We start from the raw sequence: 12,933 nt of genomic DNA on the forward strand, positions 1-12,933 counted from the left end.
AAAATTTGCTTTAATTCGCAATTTTTTCAATTATGATGCTAAATTGCGATTCGCAAACTTAAATTCTGATTTGTAAACTTAATTTACGAGTCGCAAACTTAATTTACGAGTCGCAAACTAGATTTTCCGCAATACTCACCCTTGGAAAAACTCAATAACGGACTTACAAAAAATAAATTACCCATATTCTGTAGTGCGAGCATCTTGCTCGATGAATGAACATCAGCGAGCGAGACGTTTGCCCTTCCCTGCGGGAGGCTGCGCCAACGGACACGCTACGTGAACGCACTCCAAATTTATTGGGTATTTAAAAAATTGGATGTCCCTAACCAATAAATCCAGTCCGTCACCTACCAAGGGTGCGGCGAATCAAACATTGTAGGGGCGGGGAAACCCCCATTGGTGTTAACTTAAGTTAAAAGGCTTATCCCACAGGCATTTTACCCCACCCCTCAATCCCCTCCCCGCAAGCGGGGAGGGGACGTTTTGCGTCAGCAAAGCTGGGGTGGGGTAGGGCGGATCTTGATGGGAAGCGTGAAAAGGCAAAATCATTTCTTGATAAGGGTTTCACGTTAAGTTGACACCAATGGGTTTCCCCGCCCTACAAGTGATAGGATAGGCAAATTTATGATTGGGATGTTTTTTATTTGTCAGCTACGCCCAAGGTTGGCGAAGGTAATGTTTATAAAGCAGCCTTTTTGCTAGGAAAACCTGGAGATTTTACTCCAGCCCAAATAGTTAAAGGCTGTCTAACCTGTTTATACAGCAAACTCTCAAGAATTAATCCATTATTATTAGCCGTCCAAATTTGAATCGGTTGCTTGAGAGACTCATAAAAGCCGTTATACCAACCCTTATGAGTATTGAGATTTCTTTGGACAAAATTAAATAGCTGACGCGTGTAAGCCGTATTATAAAGTACATGCCAGCCAACAGCTGCTTTGGTACTAAGGAACCGCAAATTATTGTATTTTGTTTGAGTATCTGTAATAGTTGCCCAAGCTTCTCCATTGACAAACAAGCTGCTGTAAACAAAGTAGGGAGGACGATCTAAGTAGTCTCCTGTAACGGCTGTTAATTGTTTTGTCGTGAGATAGCGAGCTTCCTGAGCGGCTAAAATCCTGTCAGCGTAAGCTTTAGGCAAAGATTGAAATCCGGTTTCAATCCCATCGAGGATATAAGGTTCGCTCAGAACGTAGTTATTAGCTCCCGAATTTTCGTGGTTCCGCTGATCGTAAGGTACACCTTTGCCGTAAAGATTGGCAAAGGCAACATGGGATTGATAATTTAATGCTTGATCAACATTCAATCCCCAGAGTTTTAACCCATAGGCGGCGTAATTCTCATAGCCTAAGCGTCCTTCTTGGTGGTACTGTTCTTTACCGTTGATGACGGTAGTACCATACATTTGTCCGTTGCGGGTGAGACGTTGAACTTGCCAATGTTGCCAAACAGCTTCTATTTTGGGTTGGAAGGATGGATATTTTGCGCCGACAATCTTCAGCCAGATTGCCAATCGTCCGATATCAATAGCTGACCAGCCAATTTCTTCTCTGGTCTCTAGTTGACCATAATTCACTGGTTCTAGAGTTTGAGAATTGTAAACTTTGTTAGGTAGTTCCCCTTTATATAAAGCCATAGAAGCTAGAGTCTGCAACATTCTGCTCATTTTGGCTTCAAATTCATATCCAGATACCAAATTGAGTTCTCTAACGCTCACCAAAGCCGCGATCGCAGTTGCGATATCCCAGATTGTCGCCGAATTCATTCCCTCAACCGAATTCACCAAGCCGGTTTCCTGGTTCCAGTTACGCTGGAAATATAACCAAGCTTGATGAGCGATCGCAGTTTCTTCGAGAGTTAATGCTCCTAATCCTGGGGCGAGATAGGGAGTTTTACTGATGAGCGCCTGACTAGGGCTAATCGGCGTACCAGGTAAAACTAAGGATTGAGCATCAAAGTTAGCAAGTGCTTCTGTTGCATTGCCAGTGGTATCAGAGTGAGATGACGAAATTTCCGTTTTTAGCACAGTATCAGTACTATAAAGCTGCTTCTATCAATAATTTAGACCAAAATATCGATTCTAGCTGTAACTATCACCCTCATATAAGCTACGATAGACAAGCTTTTGAGTGGTAATGTCCAATGATATGACATTTTTTTTGATATTTTTCTGTATTAAATAACACTTTTAGCAAAATTAAGTGTTAATTTTCCAGAAAAATAATAATTAATACATAGTATATACATGATTTTCCCCATCAGTGCCAGGGAAAATACTGATTCGAGACCAGAGGGGCATGTATGCTTCATGCCTGATTGCAGCGCGTAAATATTGATCGTTGATACAAATAAGGCGGGGTTTCCCTGGATTAAATCAGCAAACCCCGCCCAAACACGAAAATTCATATTTCCGTCAGCTAATTACGAATTACGTTAGCGAAGCGGTAGCGAGGAACGAGCGTCATTACGAATTACACTGACTTCTGATGCCGCACTTCGACAACAGTATGCACATTACCGCGAGGAGTAAAATCTGCCTTCACCGTCACTGCTAAAGGATCGCAAGCGGCAACAAAATCATCGAGAATTTGATTAGCAGACTCTTCGTGAGAAATATAGCGATCGCGGTAACTGTTAATGTAAAGCTTAAGCGCTTTTAATTCCACTACTCGTTCATCAGGAACGTAGCTAATATAAATCGTTGCAAAATCGGGGTAGCCAGAAAACGGACATTTACAGGTAAACTCCGGCAAAGTAATGCTAATGTCATATCGCCTACCCACACGCGGATTTGGAAAGGTAATTAATTGTCCTTCCTCAATCTCGCGTTCGCCATACTTCATTTGTGTGGTGTCAGTTGTCATTTGTCATTTGTCATTTGTCATTTGTCATTTGTCAAGATGGTAACTGTCAACAGTCAACAGTCTCCCCTACTCCCTCATCGCCTACTCTTGCTCCCAGTCTGGGCAATTACTATCATCCCAACCGTTGGGATGCATGGCACAAACTAACAGGTTACCACCATATACTTGACCGTGGTAGTGAGTGCAACCAACGCAGGCGGGGTTTTTGTCTGGTGTGGCTTCAACTGGATAAGGAAAACCCAAATCTACATCTGCTACTACGTCTTCTAGTTCCCAGTAAACCTCTAACATGGGTTCTGTTAAGTCGTGTAAATACTGGTCAACTTCAGTAGCAATTGTCATTTGTACTTGTTCTGTAATTTCTTCTGTGAGTTCCAAAACAGCATCTACTATCTCATCTACTATGTCACTCATGCCGAGGAAAAAGTCCTCTACTTCATCAGCCACTGTCTCAATGATGTCCATCAAATCTTTCTGCCAATTGTCCATAAACTTAACGCCTTTACTAGCTATAAATACAGCGCTTTGTGTGGCCTGGCTGGAAGTAATAGTACAGATGCGTTGGAATTCGTAATTCGTAATTACTTTTCGCAATGGTTTGTTTATTTCCGCCGCGCTCCTAGATCAAGTATATTCAAAAATTGGCGATGTATAAACGGGGGTTAAGCTCATCCCACCTCTTGAAAAAGTCGGCTTCCCAGCGCTTGGATGATTTTATGGATTTATATAAAATTTTTGCGCCTAATCAAGCAGGTTTGCCTTAAGGCGTTCTCGTGGAGGTAACCGCTACGCTTCTATGCATAAAACATAGAAACAATCAGCACAACCCATATATTGACAGGGTTTTGTGCGATCGCTCTTTTGCTGCTATTGACTACTCGTTGCGTTGCAGCCGTTTTAACTCTTCTTGCAGTTTTTGCACTTGGTCACGCAATCCACCGACATCATCATCATCATTGGTTGCGGAATTTTTCACCGTCGGTTCTTCATCGTCTTCTAAAATTTCAATGCGGCGGGGTTCAGCAGGTGGTGTTTTTTCTGTATCTGCACCAGATGATTGGGGCTGTTGCGCTTGCTTCATCATATCTTCGACAAAGCGACGGGCTTCATCTGTGGTCATTTCGCCCTTTGCCACCATTTCATCTGCCAGTTTTTGGACTTGCGATCGCAGTTCCGCTAATTTTCCCCCAGCTTTCTCACCTGCGTAAGAAGCTAAGCCAACACCGAGGTAAAAAGCTTTTTGAACAATATCTCCAAAACCAGGCATTGCTGCTGAACGCTCCTCAAAATAGGGCGACCCGGAGTCTACGCCTACCACAAGCATCCCGTATTGCTGCTACCTTCCGGTCCTGACAAGATTTGGGCGTTGAAGTCGCATAGGTCCAGGTCTCTTAACAATATAACACTAAAATTCCGTAATTGGATGTTATTCCACAACAATTCGCCATTCGTGTAACTGATAATTCACACAACCGTTTTGTACCAATGGGTCAAGGGCTACAATTGCTTGGGCTTCGGCCATTGATTCCGCCTCAAACAGCATCATCCCGCCGCCGAATTCTGCCCAATAACCTGATTTGGCTTTGTGTCCTTTGGCAATCAAATCCTCAATGTAAGCTTTATGGGCGGGGATGTATTGGTCAAAGGTAGGTTTATCAACTTTACCTGCTTCAATTTTCACAAAAGTCGGCATCTACTTCCAACCTCTAGAATTTTGGTATTGGTATTGTAATTTAAGTAGACCAAAAAATTCTGCGATGCCTGAGGCGGGCTACGCCTACGCTAAAAAATAGTAGTTTATGGTACCATTTTTGCAGAAATGTACAAAAGCTGATTTCTCTAGGTGAATGATAAACTCAGCTTATAGAATCAGATCTAAAGATTTCAGTCTACTGACAATAGCTCCCCCACTCGTCGTGAGAGATCCTCTTAAAATCTAATTCAAATAACTACTTAAATATAAATTTAGCATAACTAATTCTGCTTGTTCTTCCGGCATCTCTAAATATTTTAGGTTAACAATTTTGCCGTTATTTTCCAAGTCAAATAAATCATAACCTGCAATTAGAAAAGGCATTCTTTGATAAAAATTTTCAGCTTCTTTTACAGAATTTAAAGCTATTCTTCCTTGAAAGCCTAAACTAAAACTACGTAAAATTGCGAAGAACAGTAGAATAGTTCCTACTCCTTTATAATTCCTTATTTCTTGAATAGATGCACGGTTCCAAGGAGCTACATTTAGTAAGTTTACATAAATTAAATTTTTACCTATTTCTAACCTAGAATAGTGTTTGGTAATTTGTAAAACTATTAAACCTTGAGCAATTGAGTCGTATTCCAGTACACAGACTTCATAAGTTCTCGGCTCATTTAAATATTGGCTTATATCTAAGTTTTTATCCCAACATTTTTCATTTTGAAGTTGAGGCTTCCAACTTAATTCAATTTGTTGAATATGTCTTAATGAAATAGGTACAATCTTAGCTTGTACATATTCGTTATGAAAATTATCAAAGATTTTTACAGCTTCTTCTCCTGCTAACATAAATCTTCCACTTAGATTACAAATATTGGCAAGCAGAATTATCACCCACTACAAGTACCCAGATGTCCTACAGAGAAAAAGATAAAGCTTTCTACTATCTCCTGAGTTTCGGCATCTAGTTATATACCAGAAGGCTGAGAAAAGTTATTGGGGTTATTAACTTTATACTGATAATTTATGATTTATTTGTGACTATGGTGTGACTAACTTAGTCACAAGTTTTTGTCTAATTCTTTAAAAATCAAACTCTATACTGTGCATTAACTATTTTCATGGCTGCCTACTTTCACTGCCAAATATTTCAACTTTAAAAAGTAAAAAACCCTACGTATATTAGGCTCATACAGTAGGGAAAAGCAAAATTGACTTTGTTAGTTTCAATCACCATATAAAAAATTAACTATATTTTTATATAGGTTTTAAATTTTAATATCAACACAGCTACGTTATTTATACTTTCCCAGTGTTCTCATGGAATGATCAACCCAAATTTCTCACAAAAGGCGTAATATCTTCCCACCAGTCTTTGCTGCTCAATGTTAAAATCTAAAATCCAAAATCTAAAATCTAAAATTGAATGAGCCTGTTTTTCATTGCCTTGCTACCACCGCCAGATATTCAAGATGACGTTAACCAAATCAAGCAATACTTTGCTGATAACTACGCCAGCCGACACGCGCAAAAGTCCCCGCCTCACATTACCCTGCAACCGCCCTTTGAATGGGCACATAGGGATATGTCACAACTAGAATCTTCTATTTTGGAGTTTGCTAACCAGCAACAGCTGCTACCTATTACATTAAGTGGGTTTGCGGCATTTGCACCGCGCGTCATATATATAGATGTAGTCAGAAGCCAAGAACTGTTAACCTTGCAACGAGATTTAACGGCTCATGTAGAAGCAAGTTTGGGAATTGTTGACAAGGTTGGGAAAACCCGCCCCTTTGCACCCCACATGACAGTTGCTTTTCGGGACTTAACGCGACAGAATTTTCAAGCTGCTTGGGCTGAATTTGAAAATCGGCAATTATATTTTGAGTTTACTGCTGACAAGTTGACTTTATTAATTCACGACGGTAGGCGTTGGAATATTAAATCGGAGTTTGGTTTTTTAGGAGTCAATAGTCAATAGTCATTTGTCATTTGTCTACCTTATCCCCCTTATCCAGACACAATACGAGACTGGACTTGAGATTTACTTAATTCACTGACTAAACGATGTGCTTGGTGCTTGTAAAGTGGATATTGTAAAGTTCCAGGCAGTCGGTTCATTAATGTTCTGGCTGTATGCATATCACAGCCAGAAATCCGTGAAATTACTGCTGCGCCTTCAAATGCAGCTTCTGATGTCAGCGCCGATTCTACTCGGACTTGCAATTGCCCAGGTGCGATCGCTCCCCGTTCTACTTTTTGCAATCCTTCAATAGTTGCTAAAACTACCAAGCGATCGCCTACAGCTAGTTTGATATCATCAGAGGGCATCAACTTAGAATTGGATTGGCTAGCTTTGGCATGGAGAATTGGTACTATCCCATAACCATAAGCAATCTCAGCCAGCAATTTGCCATTGAGAGTATCATCAGCTTCAATTTGATATTCAGTCACTAGTGTAGTTTGTCCGTTGAGGCGAAACAAATTCAGGACATTTTCCCCAAACGCCGCCGCTGCAAAAGCTTCCGCAGCCAGAGCATAAACGCCTAAAACCCGAGCATAAGGTAGTAATCTCGCCACATTCTCACTAAAATGGGGGTCGTAGGTGCGAATTACTAAATTAGCTGTCGGATTGCTAGCATGGGCTGTCAATGCAATTTCTAAATTAGTTACTTCATCATCGGTTACAACAATAACGCTTTTGGCAGTTGCCAGATTGACTTGGCTGAGAGCATTTTTAATATTGCCAATAATCAACGGCATTGTGGATAATATCTCTGAGTCTAGTTCAGTGGCATGAACACCTACCAAAGGTTGTTTGAGTTCTTGCAATAGCTGGGCTACACCCTTACCAACTCTCCCTAAACCAACTAATACTATATGCTCGGCTTTGGGTACTGGGAGACGCCGCCGAGAAAACTGGAATTTAGCAGCTAAGACACGTTCAGTCATAATGGCATAGAGAATGCCGACAAAAACTGTACCTGCTACAGTCTGAGTGATGCTGAATAAATGCAGCCACCAAGGAATTTCAAAAGGTAGTTGTAGCTGTCCAAATAGGTTATCATAGCCGCCGATGCTTAAAACTAAAGAGACATTCAGGGCATCTTGGAAGCTGATTTTGGGATATTGTAGCTTGTATAGTAAAGTCCCGCAGAAAAACCAACTCAGCATCAGAAAACCGCCAACCAAAGCTACACGCCGGGTTTGGCTACTATCCTGCCAAAATTGACTCAGCTTGTGGCGCAGATTTTGCCATCTCATACCAACGATCAGTGCCCAAAAGAATTGCTTGCGACTGGTAACAGGTTGTGCTGTGCGAGTAGGGAGGCGTAGACGCTTCGCGTCTTGTCCCCAGACATCGCTGACTTCAATATATGCAACAGTATCTCCGCGTAAAATTTGCGTGTTCGGCTCCCATTGATAGAATGCTTTTGGTACAGGTTCTCCGGCTCTAGCATGAGCTAAAACTCGGCGATGAGCAGTATTAATTTCATGAATTTGGGGATGAGTACCCCAACGATGGGAAACATCTACAGGTACTCTAAAAACTCGTAGTAACTGATTTTCTAGAGTGAAAAAGCCTCTAGTTTCACTGCTTAAGCCGGCGATCGCAAAGCTTTTGGCTGGTAATTGGGTAGCGTCAAAAGCGACAAAATTACCCAAATTTTGACTGAGTAATTCATTGAGATTTTCTTGTGCGGAGCGAATCACCAGACGAATTTTCGGATTGAGCGATCGCGCGGCAAATGCAGCAGCAATATTCACCCGCTCATCACTAGTTACAATCAAAATTGCCCGACACTGTCTAATTCCTGCCTGTTCTAATATCTTCGGTTGGCGACAATCACCAATTATGAGTTTGTCTACTAAATCAGGTAATTCGGGAATTTCCCATCTTTGAATATTTGCAACTTCAATCGCATTTACCTTGACACCAAACTCTTTGAGAACAGACACACAATACTGTCCTAAATTGCCAAGCCCACACACTAAAAATAAGTTGGCATCGATAGTTGCATTCTGTACCATAATTAAGGCTAATGCTAATCTATTAGATATTTAACTTTTTAATTGCTAATTCGGTGTGATATATTTCCGAAATACACAGAACTGTATTTGTATCTCCCAGTGCCATTAACTATTTCATTATTATGGAACCTGTAACATTAACAGCAGTTGCAACAGCGATCGCTACTATAGTTTTAACTAAGGCTTTAGAAAAAACTGGCGAAAAGCTTGGGGAAGCTGCATTAGACAAAAGTCGTGAGTTAATTGAACAGCTACATCATAAAAATAAGTTACCCTGGCTAGCGGATGGGACACAGCAAAATTCACAGCAGCCGTTAGATTATGGCAAAGCAGTGCTGGAGTTGAAAGCAGCAGCAGATAAAGATGACGACATTGCTCAACGAGTGCGAGAAGTAGAAGCAGCCGTTAACAATGAACAGTCTCAGGGTGCTGAAGAAATTCAAAAATTAGTAACAAAAATCCAAGCGCAGCCATCTATTGTCAATAACTTTGCCAAATTAGCGGATGAAATCAAAGTCGAGAAAGGATCAACGGTTGCCCAACAAGTCATAATTGAGCAACAGCACAACACTTACAACTGACTACCGTCGCCTGGAGGAGAACAGGTAAAGTCAAATCTCGCTAACGAAATACCGCAAAATTTACCCCTGAGTGGGGTGGTGGAATTTGTCGGACGCGCCACAGAATTGCAAAAACTCCACGAACTTTTGCTGCAAAATCAACAAGTGGTTACTGAGCGTAGTCGAAGTATAGCCATTGCAGCTATTGCGGGGATGGGGGGAGTTGGGAAAACAGAACTCGCCTTACAATATGCCATCCAGTACCGCGAAACATACAACGGTGGGCTTTGCTGGTTGTTGCCAAAATCTGGAGATATAGGTATTCAAATTGTCCAGTTTGCCAGAACGCAGCTTGATTTAAACCCGCCAACAGATGTAGGTTTACCCGCCCAAGTGCAATATTGCTGGCGGCGTTGGCGAGAGGGTGAGGTGCTGCTGGTGTTGGATGATGTCAGCGACTATGAAGAAGTCAAGCCTTATTTACCGTCATCATCTTCTCGGTTTAAAGTGCTGATGACTACGCGCCAGAAATTGGGGCGGATAGCACAATTATCTTTGGATGTGCTGCAACCAGAGGCGGCGCTGGAATTATTAAAGTCTTTACTCAAAGAAACACCGGGGCGAGTTGAAAAAGAATTAGCTTTAGCAAATCAGTTGTGTGAGTGGCTGGGATATTTACCTTTGGGTGTGGAATTAGTGGGGCGCTATCTGGCGCGGAAACAGGATTTATCTTTAGCAGAAATGTTGCGGCGGTTGGAGAACAAGCGATTAGATGAGCGTTCTTTGTCTAAATCTAAGTCGGAAGCCGACATGACAGCACAACGAGGTGTGTTAGCAGCCTTTGAGTTGAGTTGGCAAGAATTAGAGGAGAATGATCAACAACTGGGCTGTTTATTAAGTTTATTTGCCGCCGCACCCATACCTTGGGTGTTGGTGGAACAGTGTTTACCAGAGGAAGATGCCGAAGATTTAGAGGAAATTAGAGATGATAGTCTGCTGAATTTGCATTTACTCCAGCGTAAAGGTGAGGGAATCTATCAACTACATCCACTATTGCGGGAGTTTTTCCAATATAAGCTTACAGGTTTAGAACAGGCAGAGGAATTTAAGCGATCGCTTTGTCGGGTAATGGTAGCAGTTGCAAAAGATATTCCTGACTCCCCCACCCTTGAGAAAATCACTACAATCTCCCCTGCAATACCTCATCTAGATGAAGTAGCGAATAATCTCATTCAATACGTCAGCAATGATGATTTACCCTGGCCTTTTGTCGGTAACGGTAGATTTTATGAAGGTCAGGGATTGTATAATCAGGCATTACCTTGCTACAAGCGGTGTCTAGAAGTTACCAAAAAATGTTTGGGAGAAGAACATCCAGATGTCGCCACTAGCCTCAACAACCTCGCAGTACTCTACAAATCCCAAGGCAGATACAGCGAAGCTGAACGCTTGCATATCCAAGCTTTAGGACTTAGGCGCAAGCTGCTGGGAGAACGACACCCCGATATCGCACAAAGCCTCAACAACCTAGCATTAATATACCGTTTCCAAGGCAGATACAGCGAAGCTGAACCCTTGTACATTCAAGCTTTGACACTATGGCGCAAGCTACTGGGAGAAGAACACTCATATGTCGCCACTAGCCTCAATAACCTAGCGCAAATCTACAGTTTCCAAGGCAGATACAGCGAAGCCGAACCTTTGTGCATTCAAGCTTTGGCACTCAAACGCCAGTTGCTGGGAGAAGAACACCCAGATGTCGCTACTAGCCTCGGCAACCTAGCGCAAATCTACAGTTTCCAAGGCAGATACAGCGAAGCCGAACCTTTGTGCATCCAAGCTTTGGCACTATGGTGCAAGCTAGTGGGAGAAGAACATCCAGATGTCGCCACTAGCCTCAACAATCTAGCGGCACTCTACCATTTCCAAGGCAGATACAGCGAAGCCGAACCTCTGTACATTCAAGCTTTGGCACTCAAACGCCAGTTGCTGGGAGAAGAACACCCAGATGTCGCTACTAGCCTCAACAACCTAGCAAAACTCTACGAATCCCAAGGCAGATACAGCGAAGCCGAACCCTTTTTAATCCAAGCTTTGGCACTCAGGCGCAAGCTGCTAGGAGAGGAACACCCAGATGTCGCCTCTAACCTCAACAGCCTCGCGGGAATCTACTATTCTCAAGGCAAATACAGCGAAGCCGAACCTCTATACATTCAAGCTTTGGCACTCAAACGCCAGATGCTGGGAGAAAAACACCCAGATGTCGCCACTAGCCTCAGCAACCTAGCGAAAATCAACGAATCCCAAGGCAGATACAGTGAAGCCGAACCTCTGTACATTCAAGCTTTGGCACTATGGCGCAAGCTGCTAGGAGAGGAACACCCAGATGTCGCCTCTAACCTCAACAGCCTCGCGGGAATCTACTATTCTCAAGGCAAATACAGCGAAGCCGAACCCTTTTTAATCCAAGCTTTGGCACTATGGCGCAAGCTACTGGGAGAAGAACACCCAGATGTCGCCGCTAACCTCAACAATCTAGCAAAACTATACTATTCCCAAGGTAGACACAGCGAAGCTGAACCACTGTACATTCAAGCTTTGGCACTATGGCGCAAGCTGCTAGGAGAAGAACACTCAAATGTCGCCACTAGCCTCTATAACCTAGCAGAACTCTACGAATTCCAAGGCAGATACAGCGAAGCTGAACCACTGTACATTCAAGCTTTGGCACTATGGCGCAAGCTACTGGGAGAAGAACACTCAAATGTCGCCGCTAGCCTCAACAGGCTAGTAAAACTCTACAAATCCCAACGTAAATACAGCGAAGCCGAACCATTTTTAATTCAAGCTTTGGCGCTATGGCGCAAGCTGCTGGGAGAGGAACACCCATTTGTCGCCACTAGCCTCAACAACCTAGCAGAACTCTACGAATTCCAAGGCAAATACAGCGAAGCCGAACCTCTTTACATCCAAACTTTGGCGCTCACACGCAAGTTAGTGGCAGAAGAACACCCAGATGTCGCCACTAGCCTCAACAACCTAGCGGTACTCTACGAATCCCAAGGCAAATACAGCGAAGCCGAACCCTTTTTAATCAAAGCTTTGGCACTATGGCGCAAGCTACTGGGTGAAGAACACCCAGATGTCGCTACTGGTGTCAGCAACCTAGCGGTACTCTACAAATCCCAAGGCAAATACAGCGAAGCTGAACCTCTTTTCATCCAAGCTTTGGCACTCAGGCGCAAGCTACTGGGTGAAGAACATCCACATATCGCTGTTAGCCTCAACAACCTAGCGGTACTCTACAACTCCCAAGGCAGATACAGCGAAGCCGAACCCCTTTACATCCAAGCTTTAGATATTCTTGAGCAATGCTTAGGCGCTAATCATCCCAATACTGTTACTGTACATCAAAATTTAGCAGATTTGCGCTCCGGCGTAGCCCGCCGCAGGCATCGCCTTACCTCAGAGCAGTAAAATTGAAGCTTTCAGTCTAATCAATCAAGCTTTTATCTGCAAGTTCCGTGTTCTGAACTCCAAGTTTCCTGTTCCAAACAAGAACGTTCCTGTTCCAAGTGAGAATGTTCCTGTTCTGAACGAGAACGTTCCTGTTTCAAACGAGAATGTTCCTGTTCTGAAAGAGAACGTTTCTGTTTCAAGTGAGAATGTTCCTGTTCTGAGCTAGTAGTTCCGAGTTCTGAGGTGGAATGATGGTGTTCTGAGTGCGATCGCTCCCTGAAAATTCTCTGTGATCTACTGTGCGATCGCAAATCCTCAG

11 protein-coding genes and 1 other RNA gene are annotated in these 12,933 nt (G+C 42.9%); 3 read left to right on the forward strand and 9 right to left on the reverse strand.

The window, feature by feature from the left end:
* Positions 1 to 682 precede the first annotated feature (682 nt).
* From AACU32_RS20120 to AACU32_RS20150, 7 genes are all read right to left on the reverse strand, one after another.
* On the reverse strand, positions 683 to 2,029 hold the full coding sequence (locus AACU32_RS20120; protein ID WP_096602648.1) for a DUF3131 domain-containing protein: 1,347 nt from the start codon (positions 2,027 to 2,029) through the stop codon (positions 683 to 685).
* Between the two features lie 445 nt (positions 2,030 to 2,474).
* On the reverse strand, positions 2,475 to 2,867 hold the full coding sequence (gene queF, locus AACU32_RS20125) for a preQ(1) synthase (RefSeq protein WP_096602650.1): 393 nt from the start codon (positions 2,865 to 2,867) through the stop codon (positions 2,475 to 2,477).
* 81 nt (positions 2,868 to 2,948) lie between these two features.
* Positions 2,949 to 3,356 (reverse strand): hypothetical protein, encoded by a 408-nt coding sequence (locus AACU32_RS20130; protein WP_096602651.1) that lies wholly within the window; start codon positions 3,354 to 3,356, stop codon positions 2,949 to 2,951.
* 385 nt (positions 3,357 to 3,741) lie between these two features.
* Positions 3,742 to 4,134, reverse strand: coding sequence for a phasin family protein (locus AACU32_RS20135; protein WP_096602653.1), 393 nt, complete (start codon positions 4,132 to 4,134; stop codon positions 3,742 to 3,744).
* A 25-nt stretch (positions 4,135 to 4,159) separates the two neighbouring features.
* Positions 4,160 to 4,256: signal recognition particle sRNA small type (gene ffs, locus AACU32_RS20140), an RNA gene on the reverse strand.
* 37 nt (positions 4,257 to 4,293) lie between these two features.
* A complete protein-coding gene (locus AACU32_RS20145; protein ID WP_096602655.1) occupies positions 4,294 to 4,560 on the reverse strand; it encodes a YciI family protein in 267 nt (88 codons plus the stop codon).
* Between the two features lie 243 nt (positions 4,561 to 4,803).
* Positions 4,804 to 5,412, reverse strand: a complete 609-nt coding sequence (locus AACU32_RS20150) for a hypothetical protein (RefSeq protein ID WP_096602657.1) — start codon at positions 5,410 to 5,412, stop codon at positions 4,804 to 4,806.
* A gap of 577 nt (positions 5,413 to 5,989) precedes the next feature.
* Between AACU32_RS20150 and AACU32_RS20155 the strand changes: the two genes are divergently transcribed.
* Positions 5,990 to 6,544 carry a 2'-5' RNA ligase family protein gene (locus AACU32_RS20155; RefSeq protein WP_096602658.1) on the forward strand — a complete coding sequence of 185 codons (555 nt, stop codon included), beginning with the start codon at positions 5,990 to 5,992 and terminating at the stop codon, positions 6,542 to 6,544.
* A gap of 29 nt (positions 6,545 to 6,573) precedes the next feature.
* Here the strand turns inward: AACU32_RS20155 and AACU32_RS20160 are convergent, their stop codons facing one another.
* Complete coding sequence (locus AACU32_RS20160) at positions 6,574 to 8,595, reverse strand: potassium channel family protein (protein WP_096602660.1); 2,022 nt, start codon at positions 8,593 to 8,595, stop codon at positions 6,574 to 6,576.
* A gap of 122 nt (positions 8,596 to 8,717) precedes the next feature.
* Here AACU32_RS20160 and AACU32_RS20165 point away from each other — a divergent pair, with 122 nt between their 5' ends.
* Positions 8,718 to 9,176 carry a hypothetical protein gene (locus tag AACU32_RS20165; protein WP_096602661.1) on the forward strand — a complete coding sequence of 153 codons (459 nt, stop codon included), beginning with the start codon at positions 8,718 to 8,720 and terminating at the stop codon, positions 9,174 to 9,176.
* Positions 9,177 to 9,251: 75 nt separating this feature from the next.
* Positions 9,252 to 12,632: a tetratricopeptide repeat protein gene (locus tag AACU32_RS20170; protein WP_096602663.1), complete on the forward strand. Its 3,381-nt coding sequence runs from the start codon at positions 9,252 to 9,254 to the stop codon at positions 12,630 to 12,632.
* A 32-nt stretch (positions 12,633 to 12,664) separates the two neighbouring features.
* Here AACU32_RS20170 and AACU32_RS20175 read toward each other — a convergent pair whose 3' ends face one another.
* A complete protein-coding gene (locus AACU32_RS20175) occupies positions 12,665 to 12,925 on the reverse strand; it encodes a hypothetical protein (protein WP_339378115.1) in 261 nt (86 codons plus the stop codon).
* Between the last annotated feature and the right edge of the window lie 8 nt (positions 12,926 to 12,933).

It is taken from the genome of Calothrix sp. NIES-2100 (assembly GCF_963875285.1).
In the GTDB taxonomy this organism is placed as follows: Bacteria; Cyanobacteriota; Cyanobacteriia; order Cyanobacteriales; family Nostocaceae; genus Aulosira.

Excerpts from the sequence above, each read along its gene's own strand:
- queF (WP_096602650.1), bottom strand. The coding sequence starts at position 2,867 with ATGACAACTGACACCACACAAATGAAGTATGGCGAACGCGAGATTGAG.
- AACU32_RS20130 (WP_096602651.1), bottom strand. The coding sequence starts at position 3,356 with ATGGACAATTGGCAGAAAGATTTGATGGACATCATTGAGACAGTGGCT.
- AACU32_RS20135 (WP_096602653.1), bottom strand. The coding sequence starts at position 4,134 with ATGCCTGGTTTTGGAGATATTGTTCAAAAAGCTTTTTACCTCGGTGTT.
- AACU32_RS20145 (WP_096602655.1), bottom strand. The coding sequence starts at position 4,560 with ATGCCGACTTTTGTGAAAATTGAAGCAGGTAAAGTTGATAAACCTACC.
- AACU32_RS20150 (WP_096602657.1), bottom strand. The coding sequence starts at position 5,412 with ATGTTAGCAGGAGAAGAAGCTGTAAAAATCTTTGATAATTTTCATAAC.
- AACU32_RS20155 (WP_096602658.1), top strand. The coding sequence starts at position 5,990 with ATGAGCCTGTTTTTCATTGCCTTGCTACCACCGCCAGATATTCAAGAT.
- AACU32_RS20160 (WP_096602660.1), bottom strand. The coding sequence starts at position 8,595 with ATGGTACAGAATGCAACTATCGATGCCAACTTATTTTTAGTGTGTGGG.
- AACU32_RS20165 (WP_096602661.1), top strand. The coding sequence starts at position 8,718 with ATGGAACCTGTAACATTAACAGCAGTTGCAACAGCGATCGCTACTATA.